We start from the raw sequence: 20434 nt of genomic DNA on the forward strand, positions 1-20434 counted from the left end.
AAGCGGCGCTTCTAGGGTGCACGCGACCGCATTTGCAACATGGGAGGTCGCTGCCAGGGTGGAAGCATATCGATTCTTGGCCGATCCCTAGATGCGATTGTGCGTATGCGCGGTATAAGCCTTATATAACCGACGGCGAGGATCCGAGATGCTGTTCCGAACGACCTTCCTGGCACTGGCGCTTACGGCGTCGATCGGCGCCCAGGCGCAAACCTCGCCCGCACCGCCTCCGGCACCTGCCACGGTTCGTGTCGCGCTGGAAACAGATCAGGGCCGAATCGTCCTCGAACTCGAAAAAGAGCGCGCGCAGATCACCACGGCGAACTTCCTGCGTTATGTCGATCAGAAGCGGCTCGACGGGATCGGCTTCTATCGCGCGGTGAAGGTCGCCCCCAAGTTCGGTTTCGTCCAGTTCGGCGTGCAAAATGCACCGAAACGCGTGCTGCCGCCGATCAAGCATGAACCGACCACGCTGACCGGCCTCAAGCATGTGAGCGGCACGATCTCGACCGCGCGCTATGCGCCGGGCACGGCGAGTGGCGACTTCACCATCATGGTCGGCGACCAGCCATCACTCGATGCCGATCCAAGCCAGCCGGGCGACAATCTCGGTTATGCCGCATTCGGTCATGTCGTAGAGGGTATGGACGTGATCGTGCGGGTACTCGACGCAACGCCCTCGCCGACCGCCGGCGAAGGCGTGATGAAGGGCCAGATGCTGGTGCCGCCGATCCTGATCAAGAGTGCGCGGCGGCTACCCTGATATGGTTTGGAAAAGGCTCGCGAGTGGTAGCGGAGGAGGGACTTGAACCCCCGACCTCAGGATTATGATTCCCGCGCTCTAACCAGCTGAGCTACTCCGCCCCGCAGGGCCGCTAACTCGCGAGGCGCGGGCTATAGGAATGCCTGCCGGATCGGTCAAGCGAACATGTGACGCGATAGCGGTTCCCATGATCCGCCGCGATACCACCAGCTCGCCAGTCCCGCGATTTGGACGGGTCGCGGGCGGAAATCCAGCTCCAGCATGGCCTGCAGCGCCTTGGCCTCGGCCGGCGTCACCTTGTTCTGGACCGTGACGTGCGGCCGCCAGCCGACCGCGTCCTGCGGCGTCAGCATCGCCGCGAACGCATCGGCCAGCCGATCGCGGATATCGGCCAGTTCGGGTGATTCGATGCGGAACGCCACGCCTTTGCCCAGCGACATCAAACCGGCGATCCGTGCCGCCGGCGCGGGCACGCCGCGCGTCTCGCTGGCCAGTCGCTGCTTGAGTTCGGCCTCGAGCGACGGCCCGAGATGGTGGAACATGGTCAGGTGCGCAGTGAGCTGATTGCGCTCGGCGGGATAATGCGCGCGGCGCAAATTATCGAAATACGCCGCATCCTGCTTGCCGAACAGCGCCGTGACGATGATCGGCGCCGGACCGCTCAAATCTCGACCTGGCTGCCCAATTCGACCACGCGATTGGTCGGCAAGCGGAAGAATTCCATCGCGCTTTCCGCATTGCGCAGCATCCAGGCAAACAATTTCTCGCGCCACACCATCATCCCCGGCCGGTCCGACAACAATAGCGTCTGGCGCGACAGGAAGAAGCTGGTGTCCATCATGCGGAATTCGGCGCCGCACTGCGTGATCCGGGCAAGTGCTGCGGGCACGTCGGGCTCTTGCATGAAGCCGTATTTCAGCACCATGCGATGGAAGCCCAGGCCAAGATCCTCGAGATAGCAGCGGCCGTCATCGGGATAATAGGGCTCGTCCATGATCTTGACGGTGAGCAGGATGATGCGCTCGTGCAGCACCTTGTTGTGCTTCAGGTTATGCAGCAGCGCGTGGGGCACGCCCTCCGGCGTCGAGGTCATGAACACCGCCGTACCGGGCACGCGGGTCGCCGATGTCGCGGCGGACTGAATGAAGATCCTGATCGGCATAGCGCCCTCGCGCATCCGCTCGATCATCAGCTTCCGGCCCTTGGCCCAAGTGGTCAGCAAGGTGAAGATGATCAGGCCGACAAGCAGCGGAAACCAGCCGCCATCGGGCACCTTGGTCAAATTGGCCGCCAGATAGGCGCCATCGACCAGGAAGAGCACCGCCAGCAAGGGGATCGCGTAATATCTAGGCCAGTTCCACAGCCGGAACAGCACCACGCCAAGCAGGCAGGTGTCGATCATCATCGCCCCGGTGACCGCGATGCCATAAGCCGAGGTCAGGTTCGCCGAGGACCGGAACGCCAGCACCAGCAACAGGACCATCGCCATCAGCAGCCAGTTGACCAGAGGGATATAGATCTGGCCGACGGTCGAGGCGCTGGTATGTTCGATGCGCAGGCGCGGGATGAAGCCGAGCTGGATCGCCTGTTGCGTGACGGAAAAGGCGCCGGTGATCACCGCCTGGCTGGCGATCACCGCGGCCGCGGTGGCGAGCAGAACCAGCGGCAACTGCAGATAATCGGGGGCGAGCAGGTAGAACGGGCTCTCGAGCGCGGGCGTGCCGTCGCGCATCAGCATCGCCCCCTGCCCCATATAATTCATGATCAGCGCCGGGAGGACGAAGAACAGCCACGACACGCGGATCGGATTGCGGCCGAAATGCCCCATATCGGCGTACAGTGCCTCGGCACCGGTCACCGCCAGCACAACCGAACCCAGCGCGAGGAAAGCGCGGACGGGATCGTAGAGGAAGAATTCCACCGCATAATGGGGCGAGAAGGCCCATAGGATATCAGGCGTCTTCACGATGCTCATCACGCCAAGCGCGGCGATGACCGCGAAATAGAGCAGCATGACGGGACCGAAGAACAGGCCGATCTTCGACGTACCGCTGCGCTGGATCGAAAAGAGCGCGACCAGGATGACCACCGCGATCGGCAGCACCAGGCCGCCCAGGCCCGGCGCGGCGATCGCCAGACCCTCGACCGCACCGAGCACGGTCACCGCCGGCGTGATCATGCTGTCGCCATAGAACAAAGCCGTCGCGAACACGCCGAGCAGTACGATTCCGGTCGACCAGCGCCGCGTCTTGGTCTTGCCCGACACCAAAGCAAGCAAGGCCAGGCTGCCGCCCTCGCCTTTATTGTCGGCGCGCATGATGATGCTGACATATTTGACCGTGACGACCAGCATCATCGACCAGAACATCAGGCTGACCACGCCCATGACATGGAATGCGTCGACAGTCAGCGGATGATGGCCGGCAAAGGTTTCGCGAAAGGCATAGAGCGGGCTGGTGCCGATATCGCCGAACACCACGCCGATCGCCCCGAGCGACAATTTGATGATGCCGTCCGGCCCATGGCCGTGATGCGACACGGCATCGCCGATGTCGGCGCCCGGTTCTGCGACGATTTCAGGGGTTCCGGTGGTCACCGGGGCAGCAATCTGACTGGAAATCGCATCAATCGCATCTTGGCCAAACGCGACCGACGCCTAGCCGGTTGCGTGGCGCGCCTATCATGCGTCGATCCCCGTCGCAACCGACGCATCACGCCGCCCCGGCGAAGAGCGCATCCGCTTCGCCCCGTGTCGGGACAGCGCGAAGCACGAAGCTGCTGCTGATCGTATTCACGCCGGGCAAGCGGCCGAGATGCTCGCGGTGCATACGCTCATAATCGTCGAGGTCGCGGCAGATGATCTTCAAGCGGTAATCCTGCGCGCCGGAAACCAGCGCGCATTCGACGATGCCGTCGATCGCCGCCACCGCGCGTTCGAACTGGGCGAGATCCTCCTCGACCTGGGTGCCGAGCGTGATGTCGACCAGCGCGGTGACGCAAAAGCCGAGCCGCCGATGACCGAGATGCGCGCCATAGCCCAGGATATGCCCCGACGATTCGAGCGCCTGAATGCGCCGCGTGCACGCCGATTGCGACAATCCGACCTGCGCCGCGATGCCGCTGACCGACGCCCGCGCATCGGCGGCGAGCAATTGGAGGATTTTCGAGTCTATTCGGTTCAGCTGCATGATTTCCGTTCGGAAAATAGTGATGGCGATGGATTTATGCAAATCATCCACCTTTTGCCATAGTAATTTGCAGAGATTCGAGGCTGCGAAAGCGCTACTATGCGCCACCTTAGCTCTACAGGGATTTTCATCATGCGCGTCGGTGTCCCCAAGGAAATCAAGAACCACGAATATCGCGTCGGCCTGACGCCGCCATCGGTGTCGGAATTGACCGCGCTCGGCCATAGTGTTGTGGTGCAGAGCGGGGCCGGTCTCGGCATCGATTTCGAAGACCAGGACTATATCGACGCCGGTGCGACGATCCTGCCCGACGCCGCCAGCGTGTTCGCGCAGTCGGACATGATCGTGAAGGTGAAGGAGCCACAGCCGAGCGAGATCGCGCTGCTCGAATCGCGCCATCTTCTTTTCACCTATCTCCACCTTGCCGCCGACAAGGCGCAGGCCGAGGGGCTGATCAAGTCGCGCGCGACCTGCATCGCCTATGAAACTGTCACCGCCAATGACCGTTCGCTGCCGCTGCTCAAGCCGATGTCGGAAGTCGCCGGCCGCATGTCGATCCAGGTCGGCGCGCACTATCTCGAAAAGGAACAGGGCGGTCGCGGCGTCCTGCTCGGCGGCGTGCCCGGCGTGGCCCCTGCCCGGGTCGCGATCCTCGGCGGTGGCGTCTCCGGCGTCAACGCGGCGCAGATGGCGGTCGGCATGCGCGCCGATGTGACGATCTACGACATCTCCAACGCGCGCCTGGCCGAACTCGACATGTTCTTCTCAAGCCAGATCAAGACGGCCTACGCGTCCAAGGCCGCGATCGCCTCGGCGGTGAAGAACGCGCATCTGGTGATCGGCGCGGTGCTGGTCCCCGGTGCCGCGGCGCCCAAGCTGGTCACGCGCGAGATGCTCAAGACGATGAAGCGCGGGTCGGTGCTGGTCGATATCGCGATCGATCAGGGTGGATGTTTCGAGACCAGCCATGCGACGACGCATGACGACCCGGTGTTCGAAGTCGATGGCGTGATCCATTATTGCGTCGCCAACATGCCCGGCGCGGTCGCCCGCACCAGCACCTTCGCGCTCAACAATGCGACCCTGCCCTTCGTGCTGAAGCTGGCGAGCCTCGGCGCGGAAAAGGCGATGGCCGCCGATCCGCACCTCGCCAATGGCCTGAACGTGTCGAACGGCAAGATCCGCCATCAGGCGGTGGCCGACGCGCTCGACCTGCCATACGAGGCATGGAGCGCATAACCTCCTCTGCCTGGCCCGGGCTTCCGCCTGCATGGGAACCCGGGGATCGCAGAAGCTGCTCGCACACGTGAAGTAACGAGCGCTACGTCAAACGCACGCTTAGCGACTCTGGTGATGAGCCAGATTGCGCTCCTGTTATTCCTGTTATTGGCATTATTTTTTCTGCCCTGTCAGGGCCACTTCTGCGGCCGGATTATGCCTGTTTTGAACAGCTTGTCGGCGCCGGTCCTGTTATTGAAAAACAGGACGGAACAGGAGCGATAACAGGAGCCGTTTCGATCGAAACAGGAGCTTGCGCCCGAGGCTTCGCGGCCATGAGAAAGAACGGAACATATCCGCCGGTATCTGTCCGGTGAGCGACGACATGCCCGATCCCATGGGACGGTTGAATCGCATCGATGACTGGATTGCGGGGCTGGCTGAAAGGACGGGCGCGGGAGATATAGGACACCGGTATGTTCCATCTCTATTTTCGCCAGAACCTCAGCGAAAATGTCGAGTAATTCGTTATATCCCAGATACTTGATACGAATCCCTAAGTACGATACTCAGCTTTGTCAAGGGCGCCAGGCTGACGCCGGTCGTCATCGTCGGACTGGCAGTCTTGCACTCGAAAAGCGTCTGATTCAGGCTGGACGCCGCCTACTCACTCGCTGCCGTCCCGGGTTAGCGCGGTGCGGTCTGATCCGCGTCCGCCAACAGCCGGTCGAGCAAGGCCACCCGATAAGCCAGTTCCGGCCGGTAGGAGATTTTTTCCGGCGTCAACGCCAGAGCTCGCGCCCAATAGGGCCGCGCCTGCGCGAAATTGCCGGCGCGGATATAGGCCAGCCCAGTAAAAAAGGGCGGCCCGGGGTTCTTCGGGCCAAGCCGCGCCGCCTGGGTGAAGGCGAACAGCGCTGTGGGTGAGACTTGTCCGCCATCATGGAGCGACATGGTCGTGCCGAGGCCGGTCCAAAGCGCGAGGCTGTCGGGATAACGGCGCAGACCGCCCAGAATGGCGCGTACCGCGCTTTCGGTATCGCCCACCCGGGTCAAGGCATCGGCAGCGGTGAGATAGGCCGTATCGGCACGCAGTCGCCCGACCATCGCCTCGCGCAGCGCGATCAGCGCCGGATCCACGTCGATCGGCTGCGCATTCGCCTCCACCGGCGCGCCCTGCAGCAATGGCCGACCCTGCAGCGCATAACCCGCCGCACCAAGCACCAATGCCGATCCGACAAATGACCAGAGCCCGCGCGACACGCCAAGCCGCCACAACAGCAACGCCGCAAGTCCGGCGATCACGGCGAGGACGGCCCAGCCCATCAGCCGCGCCGCCGCTTGAATGCGCCGCGCGCCAGCCAGCCGCCGATCGCCAGCAACAGCAGCGGCATCAACCATAAGGGCGCGGTCACGATGCTGAGCGGCGGATCATAAGTCACATAATCGCCATAGCGCGCGATCAGCCATTTGCGCACTTGCTCCGGACTCTCGCCATCGGCGATCCGCCGCCGCACCAGCGAGCGCATATCGCCGGCCATGTCGGCATCGCTGTCGGAGATCGCCTGACCCTGGCACACGAGGCAGCGTAATGTCGCCATCAACGCGCGGGCCTGCGCCTCCTTGGCCGGATCCTTGAGCTGGGTATTGGCGAGCGAGGCCGCGGGCTGAGCGCTGTCGGCGAGTGCCGGTGTGGCGGCCAGGAGCGACAATGCCGCCAATGCCGCCACTCCAGACCTCTTGCGCGCTTCCCCGACGGAGGCCGGGGCCCAGTCGGGAGACGCGCGTAACAAGGCGCTGCGCGTCATTACATCCGGCAACGCGACTGGGCCCCGGTCTCCGCCGGGGAAGCCAGTGAGATATATGTTCGAGAAGCGAGAGCCGGTCACCGCGCCGCCTGCAAAGCAGCGAGGATTTCGGGAATATCGTCGGCGCGGATATCGCCGACATGCTGCTTCACCACGCGCCCGCGCCCGTCGATCACGAACGTCTCCGGTACGCCCGACGAACCGAGCGCCAGTTGCACCGAACTCTCACGATCGTCGCCGATGCGCTGATAGGGATCGCCGTTGCGTTTCAGGAACGCCTGAATCGCGGGTGTCGAATCGCGGATCGCGATCGCATCGATCGGCACACCCATATGCTTGAGCTTCATCAGTTGCGGCGCTTCGGCGATGCACGGCACGCACCAGCTCGCGAACACGTTGAGCAGCCGCGGTTGCCCCTGCTGGAACACCGCGCTGCCCAAGCCAGGCTTGTTCGGGACCATCGCGCCGAGCGAGAAGGTCGGCAGCGGCTTGCCGATCAGCGCCGATCGCACGGTGCGGTCGGCAGGACGGATCAGGCCGCTCGCGACCACCGCGAACAGCAACGCGAACGCGATCAACGGCAGCCAGATTACCATACGCTTCATGCGTAAGCCTCCCGCAACACGGTTTTACGTTCTCGCCTGACCCGGCCGAACAGCGACAGCGCGCCGCCCAGCGCGATCAACGCACCGCCGAGCCAGATCAACGTGACGAAAGGCTTCCACCACAGCCTGAGCTGCCAACGCCCTGCCCCATCTGGCGCGCCGAGCACGGTGTAGAGTTGACCGTCGAGCCGCGTCGCGATGGCGGATTCGCTGGTCACTGTCGGCGGCGAGGAGAAAAATCGCGATTGCGGATGGAGCTTGAAAGCTGCCCCCTCGCCACGCCTGACCGTCAATTGCGCTTGCAGCGCCGACCAGTTCGATCCGATCACCGGACTGATCCCGTCAAGCACCACCGTGTAGGGCCCAACCTTATGCGGCTCCCCCACTCGCGCGGCGACCAAGGTTTCTTTGGTGAACGCGCTATCCGACGCCATGCCGGCGAGACTGACCGCGATGCCAAGATGGGCGATCACCATGCCCCAGGTGAACAGCGGCGTACGGCGCAAATTGCGCTTCCACAGCGGCGCGACGCTGGCCACGGCCAATCCCGCCGCCAGCCCGATCCCAAGCATCGGCAGGATCGCGATACCGCCAGTGGTGATGAACAGCGCCGCCCAGGCGAAACAGGCGGCAGCGATCGGCGCGGTCATACGCGAGATCAGGAGACTGCCCTCGTCGCGGCGCCAACGCAGCAATGGCCCCGCGCCCATAAAGGCGACCAGAACCAGTGCGACAGGGCCAGCGGTCTTGTCGAAGAAAGGCGGTCCGACCGACAATTGCGTGCCCATCGCCGCCGCGACGATCGGATAAAGCGTGCCGATCAGCACGATGCCGAGGATCACCGAGAGCAGGAGATTGTTGAGCACCAGCGCGCCTTCGCGGCTGACCAGTTCGAAGGCATTGCCCTGACGCACCGTGCCGACCCGCGCACCGAACAAGGCAAGCGCACCGCCGATATAGATGGCGAGCAGCGCCAGGATGAAACTACCGCGCTCCGGATCGACCGCAAAGGCATGGACGCTGGTCAGGATGCCCGAACGGACCAGGAAGGTACCGACCATCGACATCGAGAATGCGACCACCGCGAGCATGATCGTCCAGGCGCGCAGGCCGTCGCGCGTCGCCAGCACGCTGACCGAATGGAGCAGCGCCGTTGCCGCCAGCCACGGCATCAGCGAGGCATTCTCGACCGGATCCCAGAACCACCAGCCGCCCCAGCCAAGCTCGTAATAGGCCCAATAGGAGCCGGCGGTGATGCCAAGCGTCAGGAATATCCATGCCGCCAGCACCCATGGGCGCATCGCCCGAGCAAAGGCCGGCCCGACATCGCGCGTGACCAGCGCCCCGACCGCGAAGGAAAAGGCCACCGATATGCCGACATAACCGATGTACAGCGTTGGCGGATGAAACGCCAAGCCAGGGTCCTGCAACAGCGGATTGAGCCCAGCGCCATCGGGCGCGGCAGGAGTCAGCCTTGCGAACGGATTCGAGGAAAAGAGCAGAAACGCATAAAAACCAAGGGCAATTGCCGCCTGGGCGCCGAGTGTAGCAATGAGAGTGGGCTTCTGCAGCCGATCTTCGAAAATCGCGATCGCGCCGCCCGCCAGGCCGAGGATGGTGACCCAGAGCAACATCGACCCCTCATGGTTTCCCCATGCGCCGGCGAACTTGTAGAGCAATGGCTTGGCCGAGTGGCTGTTCTCAGCGACCAGCAGGACCGACATATCGGACCGCACGAACACCGTGATGAGCAGCCCCATTGCGAGCGTCGTGAGCAGGCCCTGGACGATCGCCACCGGCCGGACCGCAGCCATGATGTCATCACGCGCCTTGGCGATGCCGACCGCCGCCAGGATCAGCTGCAGTGCCGCGAGCGCGGCGGCCAGCCACAGAGCCGCGAGCCCCCCTTCAGCGATCATGGCGAGCCATCACTGCTCAAGGGTCTTGGTCTCGTGCATATTCCCCGAGACTTGGGGTGGCATGTAGCGTTCATCATGCTTGGCGAGCAGGTTGCTCGCGGTAAAGCTGCCATCGGCGTTGAAATTGCCCTCCGCGACCACGCCCGACGCTTCCTTGAACAGGTCGGGGGTGATGCCGCTGAAACTGACCGGCACCCTAGCCGCGCCATCGGTGACGACGAAGTCGATCGACACCCCGTCGGGCTTGCGCCTGATCGACCCCTTCTCGACCATCCCGCCAAGCCGCACCGCGTGGCCGAGCGGCGGGCCGGCCTTGGCCACGTCCGACGGCGCGTAGAAGAAGGCGGCCTGATCCTTCAGCGCCGACAATGCGAGCCCGCTTGCGCCAGCGATCGCCACCACCGCGAGCAGCGCGAGCGTCAGCCGCTGATGCTTCGCCTTCATGATTGTTCGACCGTGGGACGTTCCGCCCTGCGCATCGCGCGCCAGCTGAACGCGGCAAGCGCTGTCGCTGCGACGAAGGTCAGCGTGTAGGCGGCAATGACGAAGGGCCAGGGGTTCATACCGTCGCCATCCGGCGCAGCCGCGCTTCGGCCTTGGCGGTGGCGAGGATGGCGCGCATCCGCATCAGCACGATCGCGGCGAAGAACAGGGTAAAGCCGAACAGCATGATCGGCAGCGGCCACAGGATGCTGCCGGCGATCTTCGAGCTCGTCAGGCCGATACTCTGCCCCTGATGCAGCGTGTTCCACCACACCACCGAATAACGGATGATCGGCAACAACACTGTCCCCGCCACGCCATAAAGCGCCGGAATGCGTCCATCGCCACCACGGTCGGCATCGGCACGCGCCAGCGCCATATAGCCAAGATAGACGAAGAACAGCAGCAGCATCGAGGTCAGCCGCCCATCCCATTGCCACCAGGTGCCCCAGGTCGGCCGGCCCCAGATCGATCCGGTGACCAGGCACAGCCCCGCGAACACCGCACCCGGCATGGCGATCGCGCGCGCCGCGACACTGGCAAGCGGATGGCGCCAGACAAGGAAGGTGATGCTCGACACCGCGATCCCGCTCCACCCGGCCATGCCGAGCCAGGCGCTCGGCACATGGATGTAGAGGATGCGGACTGTTTCGCCCTGCAGGTAATCCGGCGGCGTCTGGGTGAGCCCCGCCCAGCTGCCGACCGCGATCAACGCCAGCCCGATCCAGAACAGCACAGGCGTCAAGGGACGCGCGAGCTTCAGGAAGCGGGCCGGATTGGCAAAGGCATGAAGGGAGGCCACGATGGGCTGCGGTCTAAAGGGGATCGCGGCGTTACTCAACAGGCCGAAAGGGCGATTGCCGAGCGATCAGCCCCGCCCGATCAGCCGCTTTGCGATCATGTCCGCCACATCCGACGCCGGCGCACCGCTGCGGTCGCTCTCGTCCCACACTTCGATCAGTCGTTCCGGGATTTTGGCGATGCGCGCATTGACCTCGGCTTCGTCGCCCTGGCCGAGATATTCGAGCCCGACATTGATGATGCCGCCGGCATTGATGACATAATCCGGCGCATAGAGGATACCGCGCGACGCCAGCCGTGCACCGTCTTCACGCGTCGCGAGCTGATTGTTCGCGCCGCCGGCGATAACGGTGGTCTTGAGCGCCGCGATCGACTCTTCGGTCAGGATCGCGCCGAGCGCGTTGGGGCTGACGATATCGGCCTGGATTCCGAGAATCGCATCGGTTGCGACGACCGCCGCACCCAGTTCGGTCGCCAGCGCCTTGGCACGGTCGGTATTGACGTCGGCCAAGGTCAGGCGAGCGCCATCCCGGGCGAGCAATTTGGCCAGCCCGCCACCGACACTGCCGACACCCTGGATCGCGACATGGACGTCCTTCATCGAATCGGCGCCGAGCCCACGCTGCGCTGCCGCCTTGACGCCGAGATAGACGCCGTGCGCGGTGTAAGGGCCAGGATCACCGCCCGCGCTGCCGGCAGCCACCGGCAAGCCCGAGACGTGGCGCGTCATCGTCGCGATCGTCTTCATGCTCGCTTCGGACATGCCGACATCCTCGGCCGTCACATAACGCCCGCCGAGCGATTCGACCGCACGGCCGAATGCTTCGAGTTGTGCGACGGTGATCGTGTCGCCGGGCTGTGCCGCAAGCACGACGCCCTTGCCGCCGCCCATCGGCAGGCCGGCCATGGCGTTCTTGAAGCTCATGCCGCGCGACAGGCGCAGCGCGTCGGTGATCGCCCGGTCGCTATCGGCATAGTGCCAGAACCTGACCCCGCCCGCCGCAGGCCCGAGTGCGGTCGAATGGACCGCAATCACCGCCTGCAGGCCGGAGTTCGCATCGGTGAAGAGGTGGACGCCCTCATGCTCGTCGAAGTCGGGAAAGCCCCAGCCGCTGGTCATTTCTGCTCTCGGAAAAAGAATGGGGCGACCGACGGGACTTGAACCCGCAACATCCGGCATCACAAGCCGACGCTCTAACCAATTGAACTACGATCGCCGCAGAGCCAGCGCCCCTAGCGGGCCGGACGGGCCAGCGTCAAGATTAGCGTTCAGAACTTACCCTCTATTGCGAGCGTATATCCATTGGCGCCGGGCTGAAAACCGCTCAACACCAGTTTCGGCACCGCCGCCGGATCGGTCGGCTGGACCGATAGTTCGGCGCGGAATCGCCCGGTCGCCCACAAGCGCAATGCGGCTGTTTCAGTCCCGGACTGGCTCGCCAGCGGTAGCAGCAATGCCCCCGAATCGCATCGCGCGGTGCCGGCCAGCCCCTGAGTCAGCGCGATTCCCGCCAGATCGCCGCTGAGATTGGCGCGGACACGCCCCTCGGCATGCTGGCAGGTCCCGTCCTGGAAACGGACGCTGACATCGTCGAGATCAATCGCCGACACAGGGACCGGCGCAAAGATGGTGCCCGCCGCCAAGCTCGCGGTCATGTCGTCGAGCCCGAAACTATGCCGACTGACGCCGATCGCGCCGTGGAGCGGTTTGCTGCTCTCCCGACCGTCGAGCGTGACGCGAGCACGGCCGACGAAGAGCTGTACCGGCGAAAGACGCGCGCGCAGGTCGCCCAGTTCGAGATCGCCGAATCGGGTATCGCTCATCGATCCCCACCAGACGCTGCCGTTGACGGCGCGCGCGGCCAGGCCGGTTTCGCCCAGGCCGAACCAGCCGAGTACGAGGCGCATCGGCATGAAGACGATCAGTGCGATGACGAATGCCGCGCCAAACATCGCGGTCGGCCCGGTGGTCAGACGGATGCGCCTCATATGCCGCGCGCCTTCAATGTCATGTCCGCCGCGACCGTCTGATCGCCGTTATTGGTGATGTTGAGCGAATCGACCAGGATGCCTGCCGCCTCAAGGTCGGTGATCCAGCCGAGCAGCGCGCCCGGTTTTGCGGTTGCGATGGTGATCTGCACCCGGTCCGCCGCCTGCACGGTGACATTGGCGAGCGGGAAGCCCGCTTCATTGGCCCGTTCGCGGATGATCGCGTCGAGCGGCGCTGCGAGCGGAGCGGGGCGATTCTGCTGCAATTCCTTCAGCGCATCGAGCCGCGCCTCGGTCTCGGCGACGCGAATGACCGCACTGGCATGACGTTCTCGCGCCGACGAGAGCGCATCTGTCACCGGCAGGATGATACCCGCCCAGATCAGCGTCAGTGCAGCGAGCGCGGCCATGACGATCAGCAACCGCTTTTCGCGCAGCGAACGGTCGGCGAACCAGGTGTTGAAGGCAGCGATCATCGTGGCGACACCGTGAGTTGTCCCGATACCCGGCCATTGGCCGATTCGAAGGTCGTTGGCGGCACGGTGAAGCCCTGCGCCTCGATCCGCGTCTTGACGTCCGTCGCGGCCGCTTCGCGGTCGGCGGTGATGGTTGCGCGCGCATCGCCATTGGCGTCGAACGCCAGCGCAGTCAGTTCCGCACCGGGTACCGACCGTACCGCCGAGGCGACCGCAGCGGCGGTGCGGCTGAAACCGAGCCCGCCGCCGCGCAGTCGCGACAGCCGCTCGTCGAGCTGACGGTCAGCATTGTTGACCGTCTCGCCACGCGGGAGCCCCTGACGCGCGAGCGTGTCGGCGCGCTGTTCGAGGGCGTCGGCGGCAATGCCGTATTTCATGATCGCGATGATGGTAATGAACAGCGTCACGGTCAGGATCGCGACCGACAGCCAGCCAAGCCGGCGGACCAGTGCCCAGTCGATCGCGAACTTGCGCCGCCGGGCGAACATGCCCTGACGCAGGTCGAGCGCGGGTGACGTCACTGCGGCGACGATCGCCGCCTCCAGCTCGTCGCGCCCAAGAGTCGTCGGTGCGGTGCCGCCGGTGACCAGTTCGGTCAGTCGCGCCTCATCGGCAAAACCACTGGTCGCACCACGCACCACGCCTTCGCCGCCCAGGTCGGCACGAACATACCCCTCATCCGGGCGCGGCAGCAGCATTGGCGCCGGCAGGACCATCGCCGGATCGACGCCGTTTGCCGCCAGTGCCGCGAGCCAGTGATGCATTTGCGATACCGATACGACGCCGATCGGCCGCTCGGCATGATCGTCCTCACGCCCCACCGCGACATGCAGGTCGCCGATCGGCGAGGCACTCGCATCGGCCGCGAGCATCCGCGCCGCCGTCACGGACTGCGCAACGGAGCGGTCGGGCAGCTCCGCCCAGTGAAGCGTCACCGCATCGGCCGGCACGATGGCGACCGGCGGGGGTGCATCCGGATCGACGCCATCGGGAAACCCCTCGCCACGCGAACTCACCATATCGTCGGCGATTCGCAGCCAGCGCCACGGTGTGTTGGCGGCGGGCAGGAACAGGACCAGCGTGTCGTTCATGATCGCTCGCCCCAGTGCCGCGACACCAGCCGCGCCGGCAGCCTGGTCGCGTCGATCGTCGATTGTTGTTCCAACTCCGCCCCACCCAAAGTCACATTCACGTCGAGCGCGAACCAGTGCGTCGTAACGCCGGTTTGAGCAACCGCATCCGGCGCCTGCGTGATTCCGGAAAGTGCCGGGAGCTGCCAGAATGCGTTCGTACTCTCATAGCCTTGTGGCGGGCGCTTCAACAGCATTTGCCGCGCGGCCTCCACAGTCAGCGTATCGGGCAGGAGCATGGCGAAGAGCGGCGCCTGCTCCGGCAGCAATGTGTTGACGTTGATGATCGACGGCGCGGCAATCGGCAGCGTGCACAACCAGGGGCGGATCTTGGTGTAGATTTCGGGCGTGACGCCCGTCACCGCGCGCAATTCACTTGGGTCGGCCATCAACGTGTTGGCGGTGCGATAGGGTGTCACGGCGCCGAGATAGGTCGAATCCTCCGCGCCGGCGGGCAGCGCGTTGGTGTCGCTGTCGATCCAGTCGGACGCGGCATCGCTGATGGGCGTGGCGACCTGCACCGGCACGCCGACCAGCCGCATCAGCCGCACGAACTGAATGCGTGCCGGGGTGTAAGCGGCATAGATGCCCGGTTCGGTTTCGACCACGAGACCATTGAGGTTGAAGCAATTACCGCCATCCTGCACACGCGCCGTCGCCAGGCCGCCGGGTACGGGCAGCGGAAACGGCTTGCCGCTCCATCCGCCAACCAATGTCACGCGCGCCGCGTCCCGTCCGAGCAGGTCGCTGACCTTGGTTAGCGCCAGCGTCTCGGCCGCATAGGCATAGGCGCGCGCCTGTTCGGTCGCCGCAGCATTGCCCGAGAGGCGGGTCGCCAATCGCAGCTTCTCCAGCGCGGTCGCCGAGAGCACAGCGATCACCGCGACGAGCAGCAACACGGTGAGCAGCGCCGCGCCGCGTTCTTCATGGCGATCCGCCGGCCGCGTCATTTCTCCAGGACCTTGGGTGCATAGCCGGCGCCGACCAGGAACAGCTGGCGAAACTCGATGCCGTTGCCGCGCACCAACCGCATTTCGAGAACCTGCGGCAGCGGCGCTTGAGCGCTCCCCTGCCAGGTGTCGCTCCAAGCGCCATTGACGCGATACCGCAGCGCGACTTCGCGGACATCGGCGAGCAGCACCGACGGCGCCAGTGGTTCCGCACCGTCGAGCATCGGATAAACGATCCGCTCCATATTACCGTTGGCGAGGCGGTATTCGACCTTCTGTTCGCCGGCACGGCGGGCCTGGTCGAGGTTGCTCCAGCCCCCCCGCACGAGCCGCAGCATCGGGCTCGGTCCAGATCCCGATTCGCCGGTGAAGGCGGGCAGCATATCGCCCGCTTCGTTGCGGGTGGCGCGAAACGACGCTTGCGCCAGATCGGCGGACAGCGCCGACGACAGCCGGTTGAGCGCACCGACATCGTCGAGCTTGGCCCCCGTAACGCCCTGAGCACGAACGCTGAACGACAGCAAGGCAGCACCAGCCGCCGACAACATGCCGAAGATCAGCAAGGAGATCATCATCTCGATCAGCGTGAAGCCGTGTTCGGCGTAACGCCTCACGGGGGTGAAGCCGTGTTCGGCGTAACGCCTCACGGGGGTGAAGCCGTGTTCGGCGTAACGTCTCATGAGGTCGCACCTGGGAGCGTTGCGGGCCGCACGACGGTCAACCGTCCCTGCACCTGCCCCGCCGAATCCGCGACCGCCACGTCGATGCGCAGGATTCGGGTGTCGCCGGTTGGGCTTGTCACACGAGTCCAGCCCCAGCTGCGCCCGCCATTCTGCTCCACGCCCCGCGCCTGCCCGATCGCCGGCGCTCGCGCATCGCTCAGCGCCTCGATCGCGACGTTGCGCGCGACCATCTGTGCGGTCAGCGTCGAATCGAGAATGCCCGCACCGCGAATCGTCGCACCCTCCAGGCGGATCAACGCCAGGGCAGCGAGGCTGAACACAGCCAGGGCGACCATGATCTCAATCAGCGTGAAGCCACGCTCAGTGGAGTGGCGAGCCTCAGCCATCGACCTTGACCGATCCGTCAGCACCAATCCGCACCGTCGCACTTTCGCCGTCGCGGTTGAGTCGCACATCGAGCGGGCGATCGGCGAGGCCAGTCGAATCGAACACCACCCGGTCGCGGTCCGCGCTCAATGTCGGCGTGACGCCATCGGCCCAGCGCGACACGCGCAGTGGTTTTTCACTGATCGGCAGCCAGGTACCATGGCTGCGCGTGTCGAAGCCGTAACCCGCGCCGGCGATCCAGACGCTCACCGGGCGCGCCTCGACGATCGCCGAATCATGCGCCGCACGCGCCCGCGCCGCGAAACGCTCGGCATCGTCGACCAGCCGGCCACGCGGATCCGGCATGGCGAGCACGGCGACGGCGGAGGCCAGCCCGATGATCGTGATCACGATCATCAGTTCGATCAGCGTGAAGCCGCGTTCGGCGGCGCGTCGATTCAATCGATCTCGACATTCGATCGTCATGCCGAATTCCCGCAGTGACGCGAATTGCGACGGGAACATGCTTTTTCGGACGCGCTACGGGAATTTACGGGAATTCTTGCGGGAATTTCGATGAACCCGAACGGGAATTTCGTGCGCGCGCTACGGGAATATCGGGAAAAAAGTGGGGCTGCGGTCATGGTCGGCTCACTCCTTTCCCTGCTTGATTCAAGTCGTCGGTCGGTCGAGCTTCCGCCCGCAATACTGTAGCACCGGCCCGGTGATCAGACATGACAGCGCCGAAGGGCCGTGTGAATCCGATCGACCTGCCCCCACCCCTTCACGTCACTGCCAGCTACCGATATCGGCGTCGGCGCCTTCGCCGCCATCCTTGCCGTCAGCGCCAAGAGTCCAGATGTCGGCGGCGCCATGCGTGCCGGGCGAGGCATAAAGATAAGGCCGACCCCAGGGGTCGTTGGGCAATTTCTTGATGAAGCCGCCCTTCTGGTAGCGCGACGGATCCTGAAGCCCGGCCGGCGCACTGACCAATGCGGCAAGGCCTTCCGATGTGGTTGGATAGATCGACATGTTGAGCTTGTAGAGTTCGAGGCCGCTCTCGATCGTCGCGATGTCAGCCTTCGCCTTTTCCGATTTGGCGCGCTCGCCCTGCGGAATGACGTTGATCGCAACGATCGTGGCGAGCAGGCCGAGGATGACGATCACGACCATCAACTCCACAAGCGTAAAGCCGTGCTCGGCGGGACGCCTTGCAGCGGTGGAGCCCTCGTCGTGACGGCGTTTGCGGATCGGTTTCTTTGGGGCGGTACGCATGGTGTTCCTCATTGTCCGGCCAGTGTGTTGAGCTGCAGGATCGGCAGCAGGATCGATAGCACGATCGTCGCGACGATGCCGCCCATCACGACGATGATCGCGGGCTCCAGCAGCGACAAAGCAGTGGCGGTGAAGCGATCGAATTCGCGTTCAAGATAGTCGGCGGCGCGTTCGAGCATCTCGTCCAGCTTGCCGGCGGATTCACCCGATGCGGCCAGATAGGTCAGCAGCGGCGGGAAGACGCCCGAGCGGCGCATTGCCGCCGACAGGCTGCCGCCGCCGCGAATCGATTCGGCGATCTCGTCGGATGCCTGGCGCAGGCGGCGATTGTGGATCGTGCCGGCAGTGAGCGTCAGCCCGTCGAGCAACGGCAGGCGGCTGGCGACCATCGTCGCCAGTGTCCGCGCCATGCGCGCGGCATGGAGATCGCGCAACAACCTGCCGAGCAAGGGAATGCGCAGCAGCCAGCCGTCGAACGCGAGACGGATCGACGGCTGCTTGAGCGCTTGCCAGGCGATCAAGCCCGCAAGCGCGACGACTAGCAGCATCACCCACCAATAGCCGACCAGAAATCCCGACAGCCCGATCACGATTCGCGTCAGCAGCGGCAATTGCTGGCCGACGGTGTCGAACTGCTCGACCACCTGCGGCACGACGAATGCCATCAGCGCGGTAACCACGCCCATCGCGACCACCGCAAGCACGGTTGGATAGGCAAGCGTAGTGACGAGCTTGCCGTTGATCTCCGCCTGGCGTTCAAGAAGGACCGACAAGCGGTCGAGAATGATCGGCAGCGATCCCGATCGCTCACCCGCCGCGACCATTGCGCGGTAGAGCGGCGGGAAACTCTTTGGCTCGCGCCCCATCGCCTCGGCGAGCCGCCTGCCCTCCATCACGCCGGCATGAACGCTGGAGACGATCTCGCGGACCGAGGCCTGCTCGGTCTGGCGGGTGATGGTGCGAAGCGATTCCTCAAGCGGTGAAACCTGGTTGAGCGTCGCCAATTGTCGCGTAAAAAGCGTGAGTTGCTTCACATTCATCTTGCGACGTCCGAGGCGCAGATCGGACAATAAAGGCTTGCCGCGCGACGGTGCTCCCGAGCCCGCCTCGATCTTCACGACATACATTCGCTTGCGATCGAGCGCATCGCGCGCCTCGTCGATCGACGCCGCGGCAATGTGCCCGCGCTTCTCGCGTCCGGCAGTATCGATTACCAGATAGTCGAAATCAGGCATCGGTATCCGCGTCGACGACAAGCGGCGCTTCGACGTCAGCCATGTCACGCCGCGAGACGCGGACCGCTTCCTCCGGCGTGGTCAGACCGTCGCGCACAAGCTGCCGCGCGGCCGAACCGAGATTGGGCGAATTGACAAAGGCATGGCGCGCAATGATCGCTTCGTCGCCGCCATCATTGATCAGGCGGCGGATTGTCTCGTCGATGCGGATCGCTTCGAACACGCCGATCCGGCCTTTGAAGCCGGTATTATTGCACTCCTCGCAGCCGACCGGTTCATAGACAATCGCACCGGGATCGAAGCCCAGCAGCGCCGAGACCGACCCTTGCGCCTGCACCGGCCTGCGGCAATTCTGGCACAGCCGCCGTACCAGCCGCTGCGCGATGACGGCGCGCAAGGTCGAGGCAAGCAGGAACGGCTCGATCTTCATGTCGCGCATCCGCGTGATCGCGCCGACCGCGTCGTTGGTATGGACAGTCGAAAGCACGAGATGCCCGGTCAGCGATGCCTGGACCGCGATTTCCGCGGTTTCCCTGTCGCGGATTTCGCCGACCATCACGACATCGGGATCCTGGCGCAGGATCGCGCGCAGACCGGCGGCGAAGGTCAGCCCGACCTTGGGATTGACCTGAGTCTGGCCGATACCGTCCATGGCATATTCGACCGGGTCCTCGACCGTCAGGATGTTGCGGCTGCCGTCGTTGAGCAGGCGAAGTGCGGCATAAAGCGTCGTCGTCTTGCCCGAACCGGTCGGGCCGGTGACCAGGATGATGCCGTTGGGCTCCGAGATCGCGCCTTTCAGCATGGTGTTGATCGCCGCGGTCATGCCGAGCACGTCGAGCGTGATCCCGGCATTTTCCTTGTCCAGGATACGCAGCACGACACGCTCGCCGGCACGGCTCGGCAGGGTCGAGACGCGCACGTCGAGCAGCTTGCCGCCCAGCGTCAGGCCGATCCGTCCGTCCTGCGGCACGCGCCGTTCGGCGATGTCGAGCCGCGCCATGACCTTGACGCGGCTGACGATGACCGGGGCGACATGCGGCGGCATGCGCAATGTCTCGCGCAGCACGCCGTCAATGCGCATGCGCACGACCAGGCCGGTCTCATATGGCTCGATATGGATGTCCGACACGCCGTTGCGCGCGGCGTCGGCGATGATGCCGTTAATCAGGCGAATCGCGGGTGCATCGTCTGCGGTGTCGAGCAGATCGTCGGCGGTCGGTAAATCGCCGGCCAGCATGTCGAGTTCGTCGCCCAGCCCGAGCGTGCCCGCAGCGACGGCCGCCGCCTGGCCGTCCATTGCATAAGCATCGGACAGCCGGCGGTCGAAATCCTCAGGGGAAACGAACCCGACATCGAATGGCCGGGCGAGATGGCGGCGCAGTTCGAGTAACACGCGCGGATCGGATCCTTCACGCATCGCGATCGCCAGATGATCGCCATCGGACGGTTCAAGCACCACGCCGAAGCGGCGGGCAAAGGCATAGGGAATGCCGATCATCGCCGAGGGTGGAACGAAAGGTTCCGGCAATGCCGCCGGTGTTT

23 protein-coding genes and 2 tRNA genes are annotated in these 20434 nt (G+C 64.7%); 2 read left to right on the top strand and 23 right to left on the bottom strand.

Annotation, left to right across the window (positions count from 1 at the left end):
- Nucleotides 1-148: 148 nt before the first annotated feature.
- Nucleotides 149-763, top strand: coding sequence for a peptidylprolyl isomerase (locus G4G27_RS08950; protein WP_183113003.1), 615 nt, complete (start codon nt 149-151; stop codon nt 761-763).
- Between the two features lie 24 nt (nt 764-787).
- Here the strand turns inward: G4G27_RS08950 and G4G27_RS08955 are convergent.
- From G4G27_RS08955 to G4G27_RS08970, 4 genes are all read right to left on the bottom strand, one after another.
- A tRNA-Met gene (locus tag G4G27_RS08955) sits at nt 788-864 on the bottom strand.
- A gap of 54 nt (nt 865-918) precedes the next feature.
- Complete coding sequence (locus G4G27_RS08960; protein WP_183113004.1) at nt 919-1428, bottom strand: 2'-5' RNA ligase family protein; 510 nt, start codon at nt 1426-1428, stop codon at nt 919-921.
- Nucleotides 1425-3314 (bottom strand): potassium transporter Kup, encoded by a 1890-nt coding sequence (locus tag G4G27_RS08965; protein ID WP_244624695.1) that lies wholly within the window; start codon nt 3312-3314, stop codon nt 1425-1427. Before G4G27_RS08965 ends, G4G27_RS08960 begins: the two co-directional genes overlap by 4 nt.
- A gap of 160 nt (nt 3315-3474) precedes the next feature.
- Entirely contained in the window at nt 3475-3951 is a 477-nt protein-coding gene (locus G4G27_RS08970) for an Lrp/AsnC family transcriptional regulator (RefSeq protein WP_244624613.1), read from the bottom strand.
- A 132-nt stretch (nt 3952-4083) separates the two neighbouring features.
- On the opposite strand from G4G27_RS08970, the gene ald reads away from it, so the two are divergent.
- The gene (gene ald / locus G4G27_RS08975) at nt 4084-5190 is read left to right on the top strand and encodes an alanine dehydrogenase (protein WP_183113005.1); all 1107 of its coding nucleotides are present in this window, start codon (nt 4084-4086) and stop codon (nt 5188-5190) included.
- A gap of 666 nt (nt 5191-5856) precedes the next feature.
- On the opposite strand, the gene G4G27_RS08980 is transcribed toward ald, so the two are convergent.
- The 19 genes from G4G27_RS08980 to G4G27_RS09065 all read right to left on the bottom strand — a co-directional run bounded on the left by G4G27_RS08980 (nt 5857) and on the right by G4G27_RS09065 (nt 20390).
- Nucleotides 5857-6495 (bottom strand): tetratricopeptide repeat protein, encoded by a 639-nt coding sequence (locus G4G27_RS08980; protein ID WP_183113006.1) that lies wholly within the window; start codon nt 6493-6495, stop codon nt 5857-5859.
- Nucleotides 6495-6899: a cytochrome c-type biogenesis protein gene (locus G4G27_RS08985; RefSeq protein WP_244624614.1), complete on the bottom strand. Its 405-nt coding sequence runs from the start codon at nt 6897-6899 to the stop codon at nt 6495-6497. The genes G4G27_RS08980 and G4G27_RS08985 overlap by 1 nt, the downstream gene beginning before the upstream one ends.
- A 155-nt stretch (nt 6900-7054) precedes the next feature.
- The gene (locus tag G4G27_RS08990) at nt 7055-7582 is read right to left on the bottom strand and encodes a redoxin family protein (protein ID WP_183113008.1); all 528 of its coding nucleotides are present in this window, start codon (nt 7580-7582) and stop codon (nt 7055-7057) included.
- Entirely contained in the window at nt 7579-9501 is a 1923-nt protein-coding gene (locus G4G27_RS08995; RefSeq protein ID WP_183113009.1) for a heme lyase CcmF/NrfE family subunit, read from the bottom strand. Before G4G27_RS08995 ends, G4G27_RS08990 begins: the two co-directional genes overlap by 4 nt.
- 9 nt (nt 9502-9510) lie before the next feature.
- Complete coding sequence (ccmE, locus tag G4G27_RS09000; protein ID WP_183113010.1) at nt 9511-9945, bottom strand: cytochrome c maturation protein CcmE; 435 nt, start codon at nt 9943-9945, stop codon at nt 9511-9513.
- The gene (locus tag G4G27_RS24305; RefSeq protein ID WP_267134685.1) at nt 9942-10064 is read right to left on the bottom strand and encodes a hypothetical protein; all 123 of its coding nucleotides are present in this window, start codon (nt 10062-10064) and stop codon (nt 9942-9944) included. Before G4G27_RS24305 ends, ccmE begins: the two co-directional genes overlap by 4 nt.
- A complete protein-coding gene (ccmC, locus tag G4G27_RS09005; RefSeq protein WP_183113011.1) occupies nt 10061-10786 on the bottom strand; it encodes a heme ABC transporter permease CcmC in 726 nt (241 codons plus the stop codon). Before ccmC ends, G4G27_RS24305 begins: the two co-directional genes overlap by 4 nt.
- A 66-nt stretch (nt 10787-10852) precedes the next feature.
- On the bottom strand, nt 10853-11905 hold the full coding sequence (locus tag G4G27_RS09010) for a Glu/Leu/Phe/Val dehydrogenase (protein WP_183113012.1): 1053 nt from the start codon (nt 11903-11905) through the stop codon (nt 10853-10855).
- A gap of 20 nt (nt 11906-11925) precedes the next feature.
- Nucleotides 11926-12002 (bottom strand) — tRNA-His (locus tag G4G27_RS09015).
- 52 nt (nt 12003-12054) lie between these two features.
- Nucleotides 12055-12774, bottom strand: coding sequence for a type II secretion system protein N (gene gspN, locus G4G27_RS09020; RefSeq protein WP_183113013.1), 720 nt, complete (start codon nt 12772-12774; stop codon nt 12055-12057).
- Nucleotides 12771-13250 (bottom strand): type II secretion system protein GspM, encoded by a 480-nt coding sequence (gene gspM, locus G4G27_RS09025; protein WP_183113014.1) that lies wholly within the window; start codon nt 13248-13250, stop codon nt 12771-12773. The genes gspN and gspM overlap by 4 nt, the downstream gene beginning before the upstream one ends.
- Nucleotides 13247-14341, bottom strand: coding sequence for a type II secretion system protein GspL (gene gspL / locus G4G27_RS09030; RefSeq protein WP_183113015.1), 1095 nt, complete (start codon nt 14339-14341; stop codon nt 13247-13249). Before gspL ends, gspM begins: the two co-directional genes overlap by 4 nt.
- Entirely contained in the window at nt 14338-15330 is a 993-nt protein-coding gene (gene gspK, locus G4G27_RS09035) for a type II secretion system minor pseudopilin GspK (protein ID WP_183113016.1), read from the bottom strand. Before gspK ends, gspL begins: the two co-directional genes overlap by 4 nt.
- Nucleotides 15327-16010, bottom strand: a complete 684-nt coding sequence (gene gspJ / locus G4G27_RS09040; RefSeq protein WP_183113017.1) for a type II secretion system minor pseudopilin GspJ — start codon at nt 16008-16010, stop codon at nt 15327-15329. The genes gspK and gspJ overlap by 4 nt, the downstream gene beginning before the upstream one ends.
- Entirely contained in the window at nt 16007-16399 is a 393-nt protein-coding gene (gspI, locus tag G4G27_RS09045; protein WP_183113018.1) for a type II secretion system minor pseudopilin GspI, read from the bottom strand. Before gspI ends, gspJ begins: the two co-directional genes overlap by 4 nt.
- Nucleotides 16392-16841: a GspH/FimT family pseudopilin gene (locus G4G27_RS09050; protein WP_345940679.1), complete on the bottom strand. Its 450-nt coding sequence runs from the start codon at nt 16839-16841 to the stop codon at nt 16392-16394. The genes gspI and G4G27_RS09050 overlap by 8 nt, the downstream gene beginning before the upstream one ends.
- Nucleotides 16842-17168: 327 nt before the next feature.
- On the bottom strand, nt 17169-17654 hold the full coding sequence (gene gspG / locus G4G27_RS09055; protein WP_183113020.1) for a type II secretion system major pseudopilin GspG: 486 nt from the start codon (nt 17652-17654) through the stop codon (nt 17169-17171).
- A gap of 8 nt (nt 17655-17662) precedes the next feature.
- On the bottom strand, nt 17663-18889 hold the full coding sequence (gspF, locus tag G4G27_RS09060; RefSeq protein WP_183113021.1) for a type II secretion system inner membrane protein GspF: 1227 nt from the start codon (nt 18887-18889) through the stop codon (nt 17663-17665).
- The gene (locus tag G4G27_RS09065; protein WP_183113708.1) at nt 18882-20390 is read right to left on the bottom strand and encodes an ATPase, T2SS/T4P/T4SS family; all 1509 of its coding nucleotides are present in this window, start codon (nt 20388-20390) and stop codon (nt 18882-18884) included. The genes gspF and G4G27_RS09065 overlap by 8 nt, the downstream gene beginning before the upstream one ends.
- Nucleotides 20391-20434 lie beyond the last annotated feature (44 nt).

Origin of the sequence: Sphingomonas sp. So64.6b, assembly GCF_014171475.1 — a bacterium.
Taxonomy (GTDB): domain Bacteria; phylum Pseudomonadota; class Alphaproteobacteria; order Sphingomonadales; family Sphingomonadaceae; genus Sphingomonas; species Sphingomonas alpina_A.

Coding starts and splice junctions, on each gene's coding strand:
- G4G27_RS08950 (WP_183113003.1), top strand. CDS start 149: ATGCTGTTCCGAACGACCTTCCTGGCACTGGCGCTTACGGCGTCGATC.
- G4G27_RS08970 (WP_244624613.1), bottom strand. CDS start 3,951: ATGCAGCTGAACCGAATAGACTCGAAAATCCTCCAATTGCTCGCCGCC.
- ald (WP_183113005.1), top strand. CDS start 4,084: ATGCGCGTCGGTGTCCCCAAGGAAATCAAGAACCACGAATATCGCGTC.
- G4G27_RS08980 (WP_183113006.1), bottom strand. CDS start 6,495: ATGGGCTGGGCCGTCCTCGCCGTGATCGCCGGACTTGCGGCGTTGCTG.
- G4G27_RS08990 (WP_183113008.1), bottom strand. CDS start 7,582: ATGAAGCGTATGGTAATCTGGCTGCCGTTGATCGCGTTCGCGTTGCTG.
- G4G27_RS08995 (WP_183113009.1), bottom strand. CDS start 9,501: ATGATCGCTGAAGGGGGGCTCGCGGCTCTGTGGCTGGCCGCCGCGCTC.
- ccmE (WP_183113010.1), bottom strand. CDS start 9,945: ATGAAGGCGAAGCATCAGCGGCTGACGCTCGCGCTGCTCGCGGTGGTG.
- G4G27_RS24305 (WP_267134685.1), bottom strand. CDS start 10,064: ATGAACCCCTGGCCCTTCGTCATTGCCGCCTACACGCTGACCTTCGTC.
- G4G27_RS09010 (WP_183113012.1), bottom strand. CDS start 11,905: ATGACCAGCGGCTGGGGCTTTCCCGACTTCGACGAGCATGAGGGCGTC.
- gspN (WP_183113013.1), bottom strand. CDS start 12,774: ATGAGGCGCATCCGTCTGACCACCGGGCCGACCGCGATGTTTGGCGCG.
- gspM (WP_183113014.1), bottom strand. CDS start 13,250: ATGATCGCTGCCTTCAACACCTGGTTCGCCGACCGTTCGCTGCGCGAA.
- gspL (WP_183113015.1), bottom strand. CDS start 14,341: ATGAACGACACGCTGGTCCTGTTCCTGCCCGCCGCCAACACACCGTGG.
- gspK (WP_183113016.1), bottom strand. CDS start 15,330: ATGACGCGGCCGGCGGATCGCCATGAAGAACGCGGCGCGGCGCTGCTC.
- gspJ (WP_183113017.1), bottom strand. CDS start 16,010: ATGAGACGTTACGCCGAACACGGCTTCACCCCCGTGAGGCGTTACGCC.
- gspI (WP_183113018.1), bottom strand. CDS start 16,399: ATGGCTGAGGCTCGCCACTCCACTGAGCGTGGCTTCACGCTGATTGAG.
- gspG (WP_183113020.1), bottom strand. CDS start 17,654: ATGCGTACCGCCCCAAAGAAACCGATCCGCAAACGCCGTCACGACGAG.
- gspF (WP_183113021.1), bottom strand. CDS start 18,889: ATGCCTGATTTCGACTATCTGGTAATCGATACTGCCGGACGCGAGAAG.
- G4G27_RS09065 (WP_183113708.1), bottom strand. CDS start 20,390: ATGATCGGCATTCCCTATGCCTTTGCCCGCCGCTTCGGCGTGGTGCTT.